Here is a 17088-nt window from a genome sequence, read left to right as displayed (position 1 = left end):
CAGGGGTTGTCCGCTGGCGGGTGCCGGGGGCCCCGTGGTCGACTGGACCGAACGGCGTCGTCGACGCCCCGGGGCACTCCTGGGAGGCACCCGACATGTCCGCCACCCCTCCGGCCGACGGCAGCGAACGACCGGGCCGGATCATGTCCGGCGAGATGGCCGAGCAGCCCGCGGTGCTGCGGCGCATCCTCGACGAGGGCGCCCCGGGGATCCGTGAGGTGGCCGCCGCCGTCGCGGCGCGCAAGCCGCGCTTCGTGCTGCTCACCGCCCGGGGCACGTCCGACAACGCGGCGCTGTACGCCAAGTACCTGCTGGAGATCCGGCTCGGCATGCCCTGCGGCCTCGCCTCGATGTCCACCACCACCGCGTACGGTGCCCGGCCCGATCTCAGGGACGTCCTGGTCGTCACCGTCAGCCAGTCCGGCGGCTCGCCCGACCTGGTGGCCTCGACCGGGGCGGCCCGCGAGGCGGGCGCCGTCACCCTGGCCGTCACCAACAACCGGGACTCGCCGCTCGCCGCCGTCTCCGAGTACCACATCGACATCCTGGCGGGGCCGGAGCGGGCCCTTCCGGCGACCAAGACGTACACCGCGTCGCTGCTGTCCCTCTACCTCTTCGTGGAGGGCCTGCGCGGCGGGGACGGGGCGGCGGCCGAGGCCCTGCCCGCGCGGGCCGGGGAGATCCTGGCCCGCAAGGACGAGGTCCGGGCCCTGGCCGCGCGCTACCGTTTCGCCGAACGAATGGTCATCACGTCCCGCGGCTACGGCTACCCCACCGCCAAGGAGGCGGCCCTGAAGCTGATGGAGACCAGCTACATCCCGGCCCTGTCCTACTCCGGCGCCGACCTGCTGCACGGCCCGCTCGCCATGGTCGACAACATCTCCCCGGTGATCGCGGTGGTCACCGACGGCCGGGGCGGCGAGGCGCTCCAGCCGGTGCTCGACCGGCTGCGCGGCCGGGGCGCGGACCTGTTCGTGGTCGGCCCGCAGGCCCAGGTGGCGGCGGCGTCCGCGGGCTTCGTGCTGCCGACGGCCGGGATCGCCGAGGAGGTCCAGCCGGTCCTGGAGATCCTGCCGCTGCAGATGCTGGCGTACGAGGTGACGATCGCCCGGGGCCAGGACCCGGACGCGCCCCGGGCGCTGGCCAAGGTCACCGAGACCCGCTGAACGCGGGAACGGCCCCGGAAACACCCGCGGGCCACGGCGCCGGGACGGGACCCTCGGCCCGTCCGGCACCGCAGCCCGGAGCAAGGCCGGCGGTGTGCGGTGCCCCCGGCCGGGGAGAGGTACCGACGCGGTCAGGGCAGAGAGCGCGGTACCTCGATCCGCCCTCCTGTGCGGGGAGAGCGGAAGTCGTGTCTTGAGCATTGTGGACTAGACCATTCGCCCGTGTCCATCCATGGGAGCACGGCAAATTTCCGGGCCCTCCCACCCTTGCACGTACGGCCGGGTCGTCCGGTTCGGAACCATTGCCCGTCCGCGGGTACGCTCGCACACGTGCCCTCCATGAACGACCTCGTCCGCCAGCACACGGCCCTCGGTGACACCGACCTGGAATGGCTCCACCTGCTGGTCTCGGAGTGGCAGCTGCTCTCCGACCTGTCCTTCGCCGACCTCGTGCTGTGGGTCCCCACCCGCGACGGCACCCGCTACGTCTCCGTGGCCCAGATGCGGCCCAACACCGGCCCCACCTCCTACCAGGACGACATGGTCGGCCACCTGGTCCCGCGCGGGCGCCGCCCGCTGCTGGACGCGGCGCTGGACGAGGGCCGGATCGTGCGCGAGGGGGACCCCGAGTGGCGCGAGGAGGTGCCGGTACGGGTCGAGTCGATCCCGGTGCGCCGGGAGGGCCGGGTGCTCGGCGTCATCGCCCGCAACACCAACCTCCTCACCGTCCGCACCCCGTCCCGGCTGGAGCTGACCTACCTCCAGTCGGCCTCCGACCTGGCCCAGATGATCGCCGCCGGGGCCTTCCCGTTCCCCGGCCAGCAGGTCGACATGGACGCGTCGCCGCGCGTCGGTGACGGGCTGATCAGGCTCGACGCCGACGGGATCGTCCAGTACGCCAGCCCCAACGGCCTCTCCGCGTACCACCGTCTCGGCCTCGCCTCCGATCTGGTCGGCCAGCACCTGGGCAAGATCACCGCCGAACTGGCCCCCTCCCGCGGCCCGGTGGACGAGGCCCTCGTCAAGCTCGCCAGCGGCTACGCGCCCCGGGAGTTCGAGGTCGAGTGCGCGGGCGGGGTGATCCAGCTCCGGGCGATCCCGCTCAAGCCCAAGGGTGTCCGGATCGGCTCCCTGGTCCTGCTCCGGGACGTCACCGAACTGCGCCGCCGCGAACGCGAGTTGATCACCAAGGACGCCACCATCCGGGAGATCCACCACCGGGTGAAGAACAACCTCCAGACCGTTGCCGCCCTGTTGCGGCTCCAGGCCCGGCGGATGGACTCCGAGCAGGGCCGCGAGGCGCTCAACGAGGCGGTGCGGCGCGTCGGTTCGATCGCCATCGTCCATGAGACGCTGTCCCAGAATCTGGACGAGCGGGTGGAGTTCGACGACATCGCCGACCGGGTCATCGCCATGGTCGCCGAGATCTCGCCGGGCAAGGTCACCTGCCGCCGCACGGGCCGGTTCGGCATCCTCGACGCCGAGGTGGCCACACCGCTGGCGATGGTGCTCACGGAGATCATGCAGAACGCCCTGGAGCACGCGTTCACGCTCGCCGAGTCCGGCACGGTGGAGGTGTCCGCGGTGCGCGGCGGCTCCTCGGTCGAGCAGCGGCTGCTGATCACCGTCCAGGACGACGGCTGCGGCCTGCCCGAGGGCTTCGACCCGCAGCGCGCCGGCAATCTGGGGCTCCAGATCGTCCGGACGCTGGTGGAGGGGGAGCTGGGCGGGACCTTCGGCATGGTCCCGGCCCCCGGACGCGGCACCCGGGTCGTCCTCGACATCCCGGTCCGAGCCGAGAAGTGATCCCGGCCGGGAGCGGACCCGCTCCCGGCCCCGGACGCGGCATCCCTGCCGTTCCGAAAGCGCCAACACAGCAGTGGACCCGGGCCGTTGTGTGATCACACGGCCCGGGTCCACTGTTCAAGCATGCGTTTCGGGGGTACTGCGCGCTGCGACTCGGGGGGCGGGGTGGTGCGTACGCGCTGTACGCGCCGCCTGGCTGAGGCTCGTAGCGGTGGCTTCGGCTCAGGCGCTGGCGTTACGCGCCCGGTTGCGAGCGGCCCGGCGCTTCATCGCGCGGCGCTCGTCCTCGCTGAGGCCACCCCAGACGCCGGAGTCCTGGCCGGACTCGAGCGCCCACTGCAGGCACTGCTCCATGACGGGGCAGCGGCGGCAGACGGCCTTGGCTTCCTCGATCTGCAGCAGCGCAGGACCGGTGTTGCCGATGGGGAAGAACAGCTCGGGGTCTTCCTCACGACAAACGGCGTTGTGACGCCAGTCCATGGCTGCTACCTCTCCTTGGTATTGCATACTGTTGCTTGTGAATGTGAACGCTTTCACGAATCCCCCCGCAGGTGAAGGGCCGACTCCCAGTCGAGCTGGTTGTGGTCCTGTGCAGTGAGGAGGGGTTCTGGCTCTCAGTGGAGGCCGTTGTTGCGGGCCGTCCCGATCGCCATGTAGAGATTCGCAAACCTCAGCGGCGGATACAACCCCTTCTGGAAACTTTTTTTTGATTCCTCGGTGTCGACTAGGTCACAGCCGTACTTCTATGGGGTGGAGCCCAGCCCAAACGTTCGAGTTAAAGGACTTTGGTCCCTTCCACTCACACAATCACACGCAGTGCACGGCGTACGCCTGTGAACGTCACACTCGTACGCACTCCCAGGTGGTCGCCGTCCATCTGGAAGGGCAGCGGCACCTTTGAATGCAAGGTGAAGTTCGTGAGGTCGTGAAGTGAAACGGCGTGCTTGCCGCGGGGGCCCTTCTCGGGGCTCGAAGTGAGCAGCTGGGTGCCGTAACGGGCGACCGCCGAAGTGGAGAGCCGCTTCAGTCCGAGCACGTCGAGACCGGTGTCGAAACTCGCCTTGGGGGACGCGTACATGGGGCGATTCCCCAGGTAGGTCCAGGGGGCGGTGTTGGAGATTATGGACAGCGCGAGGTCGGTGACGGGTTCTTCCCCGGCGATCTCCAGGGTGATCGCCCCGTTCCTGCGATGCGGTTCCTCCAGGAATTGCCGGACCACCTGGCGCACGTACAGCGCATGGGTCGAACGCTTACCGCGTTCGCGTTTTTGTTCGACCCGACCGACCACGCCCGCGTCGAATCCGAGTCCGGCGCAGAAAGTGAACCAGCGTTCGGGGACGGATTCGTCCTCGCTTCCCGGAGTACCCGCCGCCAGCCCGAGCCCGACCGTGCGTTCGGTGCGGTTGGCGAGCGCGTCCAGGATCGCGCCGGTCGCCTCCACCGCGTCGTTGGGCAGCCCCAGGGCGCGCGCGAACACATTGGTGGAGCCGCCGGGGACCACCGCGAGGCTCGGCAGGGCGTCCGGGTCGGGGCCGTTGTGGAGCAGGCCGTTGACGACCTCGTTGACCGTGCCGTCGCCGCCCAGTGCGACCACCAGGTCGATGTCGTCCGACTCCGCGGCCCGCCGCCCCAGATCCCGGGCGTGACCGCGGTATTCGGTGGTCACGGCCTCCAGCTTCATCTCGCTGGCGAGCGCGTGGATGAGCACGTCACGGGTCCGCGCACTGGTGGTGGTAGCAGCTGGATTGACCACGAGGAGTGCGCGCATGACCGTCAGACTACCTACCGCGCGGTATCGCCCTGAAGTCCTTCCCCATGACCTTTACGCTCGGTGACGAATCGGGTGCGGCGGGGGCGGGCGGACGACCCGTCCCGTACCGATTCCGACCCCGGCTTCGCTTTCGCGGTGCCGGGATGCCAACCTGCAGGGGTGAGTACTCAGCAGAACACGTCCGACCCGTCGCCCGCGCCGCGGCTCGAACCGGCGAAGCCGAGCAGGATCACCCTGGTGGCCGCACTCACCGCCCTGGAAGGGGCGGCGCTCGCCATCGGCGGGATCTACATGCTGGTCATGGGCCTGCTCGGCCGGCCCGAGAGCCCGCAGCAGGCGGAGATGGGCGGCCTGACGCTGATCGCGCTCGCCCTGATCCCGCTGTTCGCCGCCCGCGGTCTGCTGCTGCGGCGCAGCTGGAGCCGGGGCCCCGCGCTCATCACGCAGATCATCGGGCTCCCGGTGGCCTGGACGCTGCTGAGGTCGCAGGGCGTGCTGATCCCGGCCGGGATCGTGCTCGCCGCGGTGACGCTGACGGCGCTCTACCAGCTGGTCAGGCCGACGACGGTCGAGGCGCTGGGCATCCGCCGGCCGGGCACCACGCCGGACGCCTGACCCGCCGGACGCCTGACCCACCGGAACCGCCGCGCGCCCCGCCGCCCGGAGCGCCCTGCGGGGCGGACCGGACGACGGGGCGCGTGACGGTACGGGAGGACGACGCCGGTACCGGCGCCGTCGCGGTCCGTCGGCCGCTCACTCCTCCACGAGCAGCCGCTCGCGCAGCTGCGCCAGCGTGCGGGCCAGCAGCCGCGAGACGTGCATCTGGGAGATGCCGACCTCCTGCGCGATCTGCGACTGGGTCATGTTGCCGAAGAACCGCAGCAGCAGGATCCGCTTCTCGCGCGGCGGCAGGTCCTCCAGCAGCGGCTTGAGCGACTCCCGGTACTCGACGCCCTCCAGCGCCTCGTCCTCGGAGCCCAGCGTGTCCGCGACCGCCGGGGACTCGTCGTCGGTGTCCGGCACGTCCAGCGAGAGCGTGCTGTACGCGTTGGCCGATTCCAGGCCCTCCAGGACCTCTTCCTCGGAGATCCCGAGTCGCTCCGCCAGCTCGTGGACCGTGGGGGAGCGCCCGTGCTGCTGGGAGAGCTCGGCGGTGGCCGTGGTCAGCGAGAGCCGCAGCTCCTGGAGCCGGCGCGGCACCCGGACCGCCCAGCCCTTGTCGCGGAAGTGGCGCTTGATCTCGCCCACGACCGTGGGTGTCGCGTACGTCGAGAACTCGACCCCGCGGTCCGGATCGAACCGGTCCACCGACTTGATCAGGCCGATCGTGGCGACCTGGGTGAGGTCGTCCAGCGGCTCGCCCCGATTGCGGAACCGGCGGGCCAGGTGCTCCACGAGCGGCAGGTGCATCCGCACCAGCCGGTTGCGCAGCTCGGCCTTCTCGGGCGACCCGTCGGGAAGCGAGCGCAGCTCGACGAACAGCGCCCGCGCCCCGCTGCGGTCATGTGGATCGTGGTGCACGTGCTCGCTCATCTGGCCTGCCCGCTCCGCCTGCGACTGCTCCATCGCGACCGTACGGCCCGCAGGCCCGTCCGCCCCGTCCACCGGATGGGGCAGGGCCTGCTGCTCCGGGATGCCTGTTGCGCGTACCACCCCTGATCGCATCGTCTCGTCCCGCACAGGACCTTCCCCGTTCCCCTTGCTCACGCCGGCCCGGGTCCCGCGCCGCGCTGTTTGTAGAGGCTGATGCTGACCGTCCGGTCGTCGGCGACCGAGGAGTCGACCTTCCCGGCCAGTGCGGACAGCACCGTCCAGGCGAAGGTGTCACGCTCCGGCGCCCTGCCGTCCGTCGTCGGGGCCGACACCGTCACCTCGAGAGAATCCTCGACGAGCCGGAAGACACAGCTGAGGACTGAGCCCGGCACGGCCTGCTGAAGCAGGATCGCGCAGGCCTCGTCGACCGCGATGCGAAGATCCTCGATCTCGTCGAGGGTGAAATCCAAGCGTGCTGCCAGCCCGGCCGTGGCCGTGCGCAGCACCGACAGGTAGGCACCCGCAGCGGGCAGCCGGACCTCTACGAAGTCCTGATTCCCGGGCTCGCCTGCGATCTGGGACACCCTCACCTCCAAGGTGGCACAAACTCTTTCGAGGGTCCGGGAAGGAACCCCGGAACCATGCGGTACGTCTTCGGTTGTGGCCCGGCGACGCTATCGCGACCCATGATGCCGTGTCGCCGGATCCCCAGCCCATGGCTGTCACTCATGGTAAGCCCATGGGTACACACGGTGGGTAGGGGGTTGCGACGGCCAATTGCGAACGACCGGCGCCGGTTTGACGTACCCAGACGTCAGACGATCGAACCGTCCTCGAAGCACCAGCGCCAGCTCTCGCCCTCCTCGAAGCTCCGCATCACCGGGTGACCGGTCTCCTCGAAGTGCGCCGTCGCGTGCCGCAGGGGCGAGGAGTCGCAGCACCCCACGTGGCCGCAGACCAGGCAGAGCCGCAGCTGCACGGGGTGCGTGCCCGCCGCGAGACAACCGGGACAGGTCTCGCCGAGCGGGACCGGTTCGGGGCGGGGCAACGCGGACACGTGGGGACAGTCACTCATGATTGTCAGGTTACGACGGTCGCACGGGCCGTGAATCGCGACGGACGCCCGGTCCGTGGACACGGATGCGAGGACCGTGGAATGGACGCACTGCAGCTGGTGGGACTGGTCGCGGTCAGCGCCGCGATCGCGGGCGCGGCCCGCCGCACCCCGGTACCGGCCCCGCTGCTGCTGGTCGCCGCGGGGCTGATCGCCTCGTACCTGCCCGGGATTCCCGCGTACACCCTGGACGCGCACGTCGTGCTTCCGCTGCTGCTGCCCCCGCTGCTCTACACGGCGGCGTTCGACAGCTCCTACCTCGACCTGCGGGCCAATCTGCGGCCGGTCGCGCTGCTGTCCGTCGGCTACGTCCTGTTCGCGACCGTCGCGGTCGGCTGGCTGGCGTACCGCCTCGTGCCCGGTCTGCCGCTCACCGCCGCCCTGGTGCTCGGCGCGGTCGTCGCCCCGCCGGACGCGGTCACGGCGGCGGCGGTCGCCCGCAAGGTCGGACTGCCCGGCCGGATCACGACGATCCTGCAGGGCGAGTCCCTGGTGAACGACGCCACGGCGATCACCGCGTACAAGGTGGCGCTCGCCGCCGCCGTGGGCGAGGGCATGAGCTGGGGAGCGGGGATCGGCGAGTTCCTCCTCGCCGCGGTCGGCGGCGTCGCGGTCGGCCTGGCCCTGATGGTGCCGCTGCACTGGCTCCGCACGCACCTGAAGGAGGCGCTGCTCCAGAACACGCTGTCGCTGCTGATCCCGTTCGTGGCGTACGCGGCTGCCGAACGCGTGCACGCCTCCGGGGTGCTCGCCGTGGTCGTCGTGGCGCTCTACCTGGGGCACCGGTCCTGGCAGGTGGACTTCGCGACCCGGCTCCAGGAGGAGGCCGTCCGGAAGATGGTCGCGTTCGTCCTGGAGTCCTCGGTCTTCGCGCTGATCGGGCTCCAGCTCCCCTTCGTACTGAAGGGGCTCGGCGCGTACGACACGGGCGACGCCGCCCGGTACGCGGTCCTCGTCTTCCTCGCCGTCGTCGTGGTCCGCTTCCTCTGGGTCTACCCGGCGACGTACACGCCCCGGTGGCTGTCGAGACGGATCAGGGAGCGCGAACCCGGCACGGACTGGAGGGCGCCGCTGATCGTCGGCTGGGCCGGGATGCGGGGCGTGGTCTCCCTGGCCATCGCCTTCTCCATCCCGTACGTCACCGCCGACGGGGACCCCTTCCCGGCCCGTGACCTGGTGCTGTTCCTGACGTTCACCACCGTCATCGGCACCCTGGTCGTCCAGGGGCTCACCCTGCCGGTCCTGGTCCGGGTCCTGAAGCTCCCCGGGCGCGACGAGCGGGCCGAGACGCTGGCCGAGGCACAGGCCCAGAGCGAGGCGTCCGCGGCCGCCGACGCCCGGCTGGAGGAGCTCCTCACCGACCCGCACAACCACCTGCCGGGCCCCCTCGCAGACCGGCTGCGCGCCGTCCTGGAGCGCCGCCGCAACGCGGTGTGGGAACGGCTCGGCGCGGCCGACCCGGTCACCGGGGAGTCGGCGGACGACACCTACCGCCGTCTGGCCAGGGAGATGATCGACGCCGAGCGCGAGGTCTTCGTACGGCTGCGGGACGAGCGTCGGATCGACGACGAGCTGCTGCGGACCCTGCTCAGACGGCTCGACCTGGAGGAGGCGGCGGCCTACCGGGAGACGGACGCCCCCTGAGAGCCGCCCCCGGCGCGCCGCCCTCCGGAGCGGGCCGCTGCGGGCCGCCGGTCACGGGCTGCCGGTGACGACCGCCGCGACCGTGGTTCCCGGAGGGAACGCGCCCTCCGCGGCCAGCTCGGTGAGCGCGTACAGCAGCTTGGCGACGTAGATCCGCTCCACGGGCATCCCGTGCCGCTGCTCGAAGTCGTCCGCGAAGGCGAGCAGCGCCGGGGGAGTACGGGCGTAGCCGCCGAAGTGGAAGCGCTCGTCCAGTGACCACGACCCGGCCGGGCCGCCGAACGCCTCCTCCTGGAGGCCGCGCACCGCGTCCCCGAGGAAGCCGCCCCGCAGCACCGGGATCCCGAGGGCGCGCCGCCCCGGGCCAAGGCCGGCGGCGAGACCGGCGAGGGTGCCCCCGGTGCCGCAGGCCACCGCGGCCACGTCGGCCGAACCGCGCAGCTCGCGCCCCAGCTCCGTGCAGCCCTGTGCGGCCAGGGAGTTGCTTCCGCCCTCCGGAACGACGCAGCAGTCCCCGAAGGCGCCCAGCAGCCCCGCCAGGACCTCCGGATCGCCCTTCGCGCGGTACGTCGCGCGGTCCACGAAGCGCAGGGTCATCCCGTCGGCCGCGCACCGGGCGAGCGAGGGGTTCAGCGGGCGGTCCGCCAGTTCGTCGCCGCGCACGATCCCGACGGTGGGGAACCCGAGCAGCCGTCCGGCGGCGGCGGTGGCCCGCAGGTGGTTGGAGTACGCCCCGCCGAAGGTCAGCACGGTGCGTCCGGCGGCGGCCCGCAGGTTGGGGACGAGCTTGCGCCACTTGTTGCCCGGCAGGTCCGGGTGGATGAGGTCGTCCCGCTTGAGCAGCAACCGGACGCCGTGCCGCTCGAACCGTTCGTCACGGACCTCCTGCGACGGGGAGGGCAGCCGGGGCCGGAGCGCGAGTGCGGGGTCCGCGGCGTCGGCCGGCCGGGGGGCGGGGGAGGGGGCTGCCATGCCCCCATTGTCGCGGCACGGCCGTGGCCGGCCGGGCGGCGGGCCCGGTCGGCCACGGCGGTCACGTCCTCGCGGGTCCGCGAGCGGTGACGGGGGTCAGTCCTGTGCCAGCCACATGTCCGGGCCGAACACCTCGTAGTGGATGTCGGCCGCCGGGACCCCCTTGGCCAGCAGCTGCGTCCGCACGGAGCGCATGAAGGGCAGGGGGCCGCAGAGGTAGGCGTGGGTGCCGGGGGTGACGTCGATCCCGCTCAGGTCGACCAGGCCGGTGCGGTCGGCGGGGTGGCCGGGCTCGGGGGCCTCGTACCAGAAGTGGGCGGTGGCGGCGGGGAGCTTCTCGGTGAGCAGGGCGTGGTCGGTGCGCATCGCGTGGGTGGCGGGGGAGCGGTCGCCGTGCACGACGGTGACGGGGGCGCGGTGGTCGAGCGCCGCGAGGTGCTCCAGCATCGAGAGCATCGGGGTGCAGCCGATGCCCGCGGAGGCGAGCAGCAGCGGGACGTCGGCGGAGTCGAGCGCGAGGTCGCCGTACGGGGCGGAGACGCGCAGCCGGTCGCCGGCCCCGATCTCGGTGTACAGGTGGTTGGAGACCTCGCCGTCGGGCGCGCCGGCCTCGTGCACCCGCTTGACGGTGATCGAGCGGAGCCGTGAACCGGGGGCGGAGGAGAGGCTGTACTGGCGTATCTGGTGGGCCCCGTCGGGGAGCTCCACCTGCACGGAGACGTACTGGCCGGGGCGGAAGGCGGGGGCGGGCACCCCGTCGGCCGGGCGCAGCTGGAAGGTGGCGACGTCCGCGGTCTCCTCGATGCGGGCTACCACCTCCCACTCGCGCCACACGTCACCGGCGACGACGCCCTGCTGGGCGTACAGCCGCTCCTCGATCGAGATCAGGGCGCCGGCCATCAGCCAGTAGACCTCGTCCCACGCGGCGGCGACCTCCGGGGTGACCGCGTCGCCGAGCACCTCGGCGATGGCGGCGAACAGGTGGGTGTGCACGATCTCGTACTGCGGGGCGGTGACGCCGAGCGAGGCGTGCTTGTGGGCGATCCGGTTGAGCATCACGTCGGGGCGGGTGTCCGGGTGCTCCACCAGCTGGGTCGCGAAGGCGGCTATGGAGCCCGCCAGCGCCCGGCGCTGGGCGCCGGAGGCCTGGTTGCCGCGGTTGAAGAGGTCGCGCAGCAGCTCGGGGTGGGCCGCGAACATCTTGCGGTAGAAGAGATCGGCGATGTCTCCGATGGCCGCGCCCACGGCGGGAAGGGTGGCACGGACGGTGGCGGTCGACGTCTCGGAGAGCATCTGTTCCTCCTGGAACCTTGAATTGGTATCTGAGATGCGTATTTTTTTGCGAGAGGAAACCGGGCAGGGGAGCCCGGTTCGTGGCGGTGGTGCGGGTGGGGGTGGTTGCCGGTCAGCCGGAGGGGCGGCTGCTGCTGATGCCGATCAGCAGTGGTCCGGTGGGGGCGGCTACGAGCTCACCGATGGTGAGCGGATCGAGCGAGGCGTAGAAGGCGTCCTCCGCCTGGCGCAGGGCCACGCGCAGCCGGCAGGCCGAGCGCAGCGGGCAGGGGGTGGTGCCCTCGCAGTCGACGACGTCCCCGGGGCCCTCCAGCTCGCGGACGAGTCCGCCGATGGAGGCGGAACGGCCCGCCGCGGTGAGGCTGAGCCCGCCGCCGCGCCCCCGTCGCGTCTCGATGAGGCCGAGGTGCTGGAGCCTGGCGACGACCTTCGCGGTGTGGGTGTACGGCACCTGCATGGTGGCCGCCACCTCCCGGGTGGTCGGCGGTTCCTCGTTCTCCGCGACGGCGAGGCGCATCAGTACGCGCAACGCCACGTCGGTGAATTTCGTCAGCCGCATGACCCTCACGGTAGATAAGTTGCATCCCGGATGCAAGTTATCCGGCTCCGCGGGCACGGCCGGGCACTCTGCCCAGTCGTGGGCAGATTAGTCACACTCTTTTGTGTAATGGCGTCGTGGCTCTCCGTGCTGAAAGGCTTCTTCGCGCAGATCGGCTGAAGAGTTGAGAGGGTGTCGGATGTCCGTTGGCGAAGAGGTTCGGAGCGTGTCGCCGCCGCAGCAGAGTCTGGGCACGGCGGCGGCGCGGAACCTCGCGACGACCACCAAGTCCGCCCCGCAGATGCAGGAGATCACCTCGCGGTGGCTGCTGAAGGCGCTGCCGTGGGTACAGGTGCAGGGCGGCACCTACCGGGTGAACCGGAGGCTGAGCCACTCGGTCGGCGACGGCCGGGTGACCTTCGTGCAGACCGGTGACCGGGTGGCGGTCGTCCCCGCGGAGCTCGGGGAGCTGCCCGCCCTGCGGGACTTCGGCGACGAGGAGGTGCTGGGCGAGCTGGCCCGGCGCTGCGAGCAGCGGGAGATCGCCGCCGGGCAGGTGCTGGCCTCCGAGGGGGACGCGGCGGACGTCGTCTACCTGCTGGCGCACGGCAAGGTCGAGAAGGTCGGTGCCGGTCCCTACGGGGACGAAGCGGTGCTCGGGGTCCACGCCGACGGGTCCTACTTCGGGGACCGGGCGCTGGTCGACGGCGACGCCGTCTGGGACTGCACGGCCCGCGCCGTCACCGCCTGCACGGTGCTGACGCTGAGCCGGGCGGACGTGCTGAACCTCGCGGAGCGCTCGGACTCGCTCCGCACCCACCTCGCCGGCCTCCTCGCCATCCCGCGGCAGCGCACCAACGAGTACGGCGAGGCGGCGATCGACCTGTCCGCCGGGCACGTCGGCGAAGCCGTCGTCCCGCACACCTACGTCGACTACGAGCCCGCGCCGCGCGAGTACGAGCTGAGCGTCGCCCAGACCGTGCTGAAGGTCCACAGCCGGGTCGCCGACCTGTACAACCAGCCGATGAACCAGACCGAGCAGCAGCTGCGGCTCACGGTCGAGGCGCTGCGCGAGCGCCAGGAGCACGAGCTGGTCAACAACCGCGAGTTCGGGCTGCTCAACAACTGCGACTACGGACAGCGCCTCCAGCCGCACGACGGGGTGCCCGGCCCCGACGACATGGACGAACTGCTCTCGCGCCGCCGCGGTCCGAAGCTCTTCCTCGCCCACCCGGGGGCCATCGCGGCGTTCGGCCGCGAATGCAGCAGGCGCGGTCTGGTGCCGGAGAGTGTCGAGGTCGGCGGACACCGAGTGTCGGCCTGGCGGGGCGTACCGATCTTCCCGTGCGACAAGATCCCGGTCAGCGACGCCCGGACCACGTCGATCATCTGCATGAGGACGGGCGAGGCCGAGCAGGGGGTCGTCGGGCTCCAGCCGTCCGGCATCCCCGACGAGATCGAGCCCGGCCTCTCGGTCCGCTTCATGGGCATCGACGAACAGGCGATCGTCTCGTACCTGGTCACGGCCTACTACTCCGCGGCCGTCCTCGTGCCGGACGCGCTGGGCGTACTGGAGAACGTCGAGGTCGGTCGTCGCCAGTAACGCACCCCGGGCCGGACGGCGGTGTCCGGTCCTTGTAGATCTCCGCCCCGGGCAGTCGTGCCCGGGGCGGTTCCGGGAGGACGGCCAGTGAAGACCCGAGACGTACCCCAACCACCCATCCCCCGCGCCCCGGGCGACGGCGACCCGGTCGCCCCCGTCGCGCAGGGCCAGGAGGCGCAGGCGCTCCTGGAGCAGAGCCGGGCCCTCGTCGATCCGCGGCTGCGCGCCGCGGTCGACTCCCTGCCCGGGTCGATCCGCCGTGTCGCGGCGTACCACTTCGGCTGGGAGGAGGCCGACGGCTCCCCGTCCTCGGGACGGGCGGGAAAGGCGATCAGACCCGCGCTGGTCCTCGCCGCCGCACGGGCCCTGGGAGGCGACCCGCAGCGCGCGCTGCGGGCCGCCGTCGCCGTGGAGCTGGCCCACAACTTCACCCTGCTGCACGACGACATCATCGACGAGGACCGGACCCGCCGGCACCGGCCCACGGCCTGGGCGGTGTTCGGCATCCCCGCCGCGGTGATCACCGGCGACGCCATGCTCGCCCTCGCCCAGCGGCTGCTCGCCGAGGACACGGACCCGGCGGCGGCGCGGGCCTCGGCGCGGCTCTCCACCTGCATCATCGAGCTGTGCGCGGGCCAGCAGGCCGACTGCGCCTTCGAGGACCGGGACCCCGACGGGGTCACCCTGGACGAGTGCCTGACCATGGCCGTCGCCAAGACGGGCGCCCTGCTCGGCTGCGCCTGCGCGACGGGGGCGCTCTACGCGGACGCGGGTGAGCGGGCGGTCGGCGCGATGGACGGGTTCGGCCGGGAGGCGGGACTCGCCTTCCAGCTCATCGACGACCTGATCGGCATCTGGGGCGACCCGGAACGGACCGGGAAGCCGGTGGGGGCGGACCTCATCGCCCGCAAGAAGTCCCTGCCCGTCGTCGCGGCCCTGACCTCCGGCACCCCCGCTGCGGCCGAACTCGCCACGCTCTACCGGGGCGCCATGGACACGCCCGACGAGGTGAGCCGCGCCGCCGATGCCGTGGACCGGGCCGGCGGCCGGGACTGGGCGCAGATCTGCGCAGCGGACCGGATGGCACGCGCGATCCACCACCTCTCCAGGGCGGTGCCCGACCTGGCCCGGGCGGGTGACCTGCTGACCCTGGCGGAGTTCGTCACCCGCCGGACGCACTGAGCGGGAGGGGGCGGGAACGCCCGGACCCGCCGGCTTCCGTTCCGGCCGGGAGGAACGGGAAACGCCCGGACGCGCCGAGTGCGGAGGGGGAAAGGAGCCGAGGTCACGAGGGCCGTTCGGCGAAGAGGAGGGCGACAGGCCGACTGTCGTGGGCACGGACTACAGTCCCTGCCCATGACAGATGAGTCATGGGCAGGGTGGTACCGGGACCGGCAGGGTTCCGACGCCGTCGTCCTCACCACCGACGGACAGCAACTACGTCTCCGGACAAGGGGGATCGACTTCGAGGGCACGAGCTTCGACGGCCTCGCCCCGGTCGTCGGGGCACCACCGGCCGACGACCGGTTCGCCCTGGTGGACGGCGCGTTGAGCGACTGCGTCCTGGAGTGGGACCTGCCGCTCCCGGTGGCCTGGGACGGAACCGTCCACCAGGCCACGCTCAGCTGCCTGTTGTCGCTGCGCCGCCCCGACTCGCACCTCAGCCTCGAATTGCAGTTCGGCGGTGCGGCCTACGCCTCCCATCGCGCCGAGAGCGATTTCGCCTCCGCCCTCGCCACGATCCAGCGCGCCCTGCCGCCCGGGGTGCGCCTGCGGACCTGCATAGCCTGCGCCTTCTCGGACTACTTCCCGGCCCCGGAGCCGGCTCCGGGCACGGGGCGCGGACTGTCCGGGGGCCTCGCCTGTTTCCGGGGGGCCAAGGACGCCTATCGCGGGGCGTCCGGCGAGGGCGACCTCCTGGAACTGTGGGACCGGCGCACCGGATTCGTCCAGGAGGTCTGGAGCTGCCGCGAGTACGAGCCCCGCCCGGACGGCGGCGCCGGTACCGGGCACCGGGGTGCGTTCCCGCTGGAACACGCCTGACGCCCTCCCGCCCCACGCCCCTCCCGAATCCCGCCCGGGCCCGCCCCGCCCGGCCCCGTACGTTTCCGTTCGTCGACGCTGCCCCGTACCGGAACAGTTCCGGTACGGGGCAGCTCTGTCGTTCCGGGGCGGTGCGGGCGGTGGGGGAGAGAGGGCAAGAAGGGCGGGGAGGGCATGAGGGGCGAGGAATCGGGATTGTTGTCCCGCCATTGTTCTACTAGCATGCGAACAAGGGAGGTTTTAATGAACCGTAAGAACTTGGGTGGGACCACTCTTGCCGTCCTGCCGTTTCTGCTGGCGCTCGTCGTCGACCTGGCCCTGTTCCTCGTGTTCCGGGACCGGCTGCCCGACCGGCCGGCCAGCCACTTCACGGGCGGCGGCCGGGCGGACAGGCACATGGATCTGATCTGGTACCCGGTGCTCTGCACGCTGGTGTTCGCCGTGATCGGCGTCTCGTGGGCCCTCACGGTGACGCGGGGCAAGTTCCACGGACGGGCCCACCGCCTGGCCGTCGCCGGGGGCTACGCCTTCGCGGGGTTCCTCGGTTGGCTGCTGGCCGCCGCGCTGCTCGCCAACGTGGACGCCGTCGAGGGTGCGCGGGGGGAGGCGCAGGGCGTCTCGCTCCCGATGTGGCAGCTCGCCGCCGCCCTGGGGGCCGCGGTGCTCGCGGGCGGGATCGGTGCGGGACTGGCCGCGCTCCGTCCCGCACCGGTGCCGCAGGCCGGGGACGAGCCGGTCGGCGACACCGCGCGGATCGCACTCGCGGACGGGGAGGTCGTCGGCTGGACGCGCAGTGTCGGGAGCCTGTGGCTGCCGCTGATCGTGCTCCTGCTCGTCGCCCTGGGCGTGGTGGGCCTGATCGTGTCGGGCTGGGCCGCCGGGCTGCCCCCGCTGCTCATCGCCGTGCTGTTGGCCGGGTTCGTGCGGCCGTGCGTGGTGGTGGACCGGCGCGGCATCACCGTCTCCGGAACGCTGCGCTGGCCTCGCGTCCGGGTGCCGCTCGACCGGATCGAGGCGGCGAGCAGCCGGCACATCAACCCCCTGTCGGAATACGGCGGCTGGGGATACCGCATCCGGCCGGGGCGCACGGGCGTGATGCTCCGCTCCGGCGAGGGGATCGTGGCGACGCTGGCGGACGGCCGGAAGTTCGCGGTGACCGTCGACGACTCGGCGACCGGGGCGGCGCTCCTCAACACCCTGATCGACCAGCGTCGGGCGGAGCACTGAGCATGCTGTTCCGTGTCGATCCCACGTCCACCGTGCCGCTCGGCGACCAGATCGCGGCGTCCGTGCGCCGCTCGGTCGCCGACGGGACGGTGGCGCCCGGCGAGAGGCTGCCCGCGGCCCGGGTGCTCGCGGAGTCCCTCGGGGTCAACGTCCACACCGTGCTGCGCGGCTACCAGCGGCTCCGCGAGGAGGGGCTCATCGAACTGCGCCGGGGCCGCGGCGCCGTCGTCACCGGCGGTGTCCCGCCGCACCGGGCCCGGCTGCTGGAGAGGGTGCGCGAAGTGGTCGCCGACGCACGCGAGTTGGGGATGACGGAGGACGAACTGCTGGACCTGGTGCGTACCGCGCTGAACACGTCCTGAGACCCCGGCGCCCCTG

Annotated in this window: 17 protein-coding genes; 9 read left to right on the top strand and 8 right to left on the bottom strand. The window is 72.1% G+C overall.

The annotated features are described in order from the left end of the window. The first annotated feature begins 95 nt into the window (after positions 1–95). The gene (locus tag ABZZ04_RS05530) at positions 96–1166 is read left to right on the top strand and encodes an SIS domain-containing protein (protein ID WP_356930878.1); all 1071 of its coding nucleotides are present in this window, start codon (positions 96–98) and stop codon (positions 1164–1166) included. Positions 1167–1505: 339 nt separating this feature from the next. After that, a complete protein-coding gene (locus ABZZ04_RS05525) occupies positions 1506–2972 on the top strand; it encodes a histidine kinase N-terminal domain-containing protein (RefSeq protein ID WP_356930969.1) in 1467 nt (488 codons plus the stop codon). A gap of 222 nt (positions 2973–3194) precedes the next feature. Here ABZZ04_RS05525 and ABZZ04_RS05520 read toward each other — a convergent pair whose 3' ends face one another. Next, positions 3195–3452 carry a WhiB family transcriptional regulator gene (locus tag ABZZ04_RS05520; protein ID WP_003953983.1) on the bottom strand — a complete coding sequence of 86 codons (258 nt, stop codon included), beginning with the start codon at positions 3450–3452 and terminating at the stop codon, positions 3195–3197. A 319-nt stretch (positions 3453–3771) separates the two neighbouring features. Further along, positions 3772–4740, bottom strand: a complete 969-nt coding sequence (locus ABZZ04_RS05515) for a diacylglycerol kinase family protein (protein ID WP_356930877.1) — start codon at positions 4738–4740, stop codon at positions 3772–3774. Between the two features lie 240 nt (positions 4741–4980). Between ABZZ04_RS05515 and ABZZ04_RS05510 the strand changes: the two genes are divergently transcribed. Then, positions 4981–5358, top strand: coding sequence for a hypothetical protein (locus ABZZ04_RS05510; protein ID WP_356930968.1), 378 nt, complete (start codon positions 4981–4983; stop codon positions 5356–5358). Between the two features lie 138 nt (positions 5359–5496). Here ABZZ04_RS05510 and ABZZ04_RS05505 read toward each other — a convergent pair whose 3' ends face one another. From ABZZ04_RS05505 to ABZZ04_RS05495, 3 genes are all read right to left on the bottom strand, one after another. After that, positions 5497–6423, bottom strand: coding sequence for an RNA polymerase sigma factor SigF (locus tag ABZZ04_RS05505; protein ID WP_148839136.1), 927 nt, complete (start codon positions 6421–6423; stop codon positions 5497–5499). A gap of 23 nt (positions 6424–6446) precedes the next feature. Beyond that, complete coding sequence (locus ABZZ04_RS05500) at positions 6447–6860, bottom strand: anti-sigma regulatory factor (RefSeq protein WP_148839137.1); 414 nt, start codon at positions 6858–6860, stop codon at positions 6447–6449. A 230-nt stretch (positions 6861–7090) separates the two neighbouring features. After that, entirely contained in the window at positions 7091–7351 is a 261-nt protein-coding gene (locus tag ABZZ04_RS05495) for a UBP-type zinc finger domain-containing protein (protein ID WP_356930876.1), read from the bottom strand. 81 nt (positions 7352–7432) lie between these two features. Between ABZZ04_RS05495 and ABZZ04_RS05490 the strand changes: the two genes are divergently transcribed. Then, complete coding sequence (locus ABZZ04_RS05490; protein WP_356930875.1) at positions 7433–9034, top strand: Na+/H+ antiporter; 1602 nt, start codon at positions 7433–7435, stop codon at positions 9032–9034. A gap of 51 nt (positions 9035–9085) precedes the next feature. Here ABZZ04_RS05490 and ABZZ04_RS05485 read toward each other — a convergent pair whose 3' ends face one another. The 3 genes from ABZZ04_RS05485 to ABZZ04_RS05475 form a co-directional block, all read right to left on the bottom strand. Next, the gene (locus ABZZ04_RS05485) at positions 9086–10006 is read right to left on the bottom strand and encodes a pyridoxal-phosphate dependent enzyme (protein WP_356930874.1); all 921 of its coding nucleotides are present in this window, start codon (positions 10004–10006) and stop codon (positions 9086–9088) included. 96 nt (positions 10007–10102) lie between these two features. Next, complete coding sequence (locus ABZZ04_RS05480) at positions 10103–11299, bottom strand: globin domain-containing protein (protein WP_356930873.1); 1197 nt, start codon at positions 11297–11299, stop codon at positions 10103–10105. A 112-nt stretch (positions 11300–11411) separates the two neighbouring features. After that, positions 11412–11858, bottom strand: a complete 447-nt coding sequence (locus ABZZ04_RS05475; RefSeq protein WP_356930872.1) for an Rrf2 family transcriptional regulator — start codon at positions 11856–11858, stop codon at positions 11412–11414. Between the two features lie 178 nt (positions 11859–12036). Between ABZZ04_RS05475 and ABZZ04_RS05470 the strand changes: the two genes are divergently transcribed. The 5 genes from ABZZ04_RS05470 (at position 12037) to ABZZ04_RS05450 (ending at position 17072) form a co-directional block, all read left to right on the top strand. Continuing rightward, entirely contained in the window at positions 12037–13440 is a 1404-nt protein-coding gene (locus ABZZ04_RS05470; RefSeq protein WP_356930871.1) for a family 2B encapsulin nanocompartment shell protein, read from the top strand. A 117-nt stretch (positions 13441–13557) separates the two neighbouring features. Continuing rightward, entirely contained in the window at positions 13558–14622 is a 1065-nt protein-coding gene (locus ABZZ04_RS05465) for a family 2 encapsulin nanocompartment cargo protein polyprenyl transferase (protein WP_356930967.1), read from the top strand. Between the two features lie 174 nt (positions 14623–14796). Continuing rightward, a complete protein-coding gene (locus tag ABZZ04_RS05460) occupies positions 14797–15483 on the top strand; it encodes a DUF6304 family protein (RefSeq protein WP_356930870.1) in 687 nt (228 codons plus the stop codon). A 243-nt stretch (positions 15484–15726) separates the two neighbouring features. Next, positions 15727–16710, top strand: a complete 984-nt coding sequence (locus tag ABZZ04_RS05455) for a DUF1648 domain-containing protein (protein WP_356930869.1) — start codon at positions 15727–15729, stop codon at positions 16708–16710. A 2-nt stretch (positions 16711–16712) separates the two neighbouring features. Then, a complete protein-coding gene (locus ABZZ04_RS05450; RefSeq protein ID WP_356930868.1) occupies positions 16713–17072 on the top strand; it encodes a GntR family transcriptional regulator in 360 nt (119 codons plus the stop codon). The last annotated feature ends 16 nt before the right edge of the window (positions 17073–17088 follow it).

Origin of the sequence: Streptomyces sp. NPDC006435, assembly GCF_040612315.1 — a bacterium.
Taxonomy (GTDB): Bacteria; Actinomycetota; Actinomycetes; order Streptomycetales; family Streptomycetaceae; genus Streptomyces.
The sequence above is the reverse complement of the archived record's forward strand: the minus strand, read 5'-3'. Positions and strand labels throughout refer to the sequence as shown.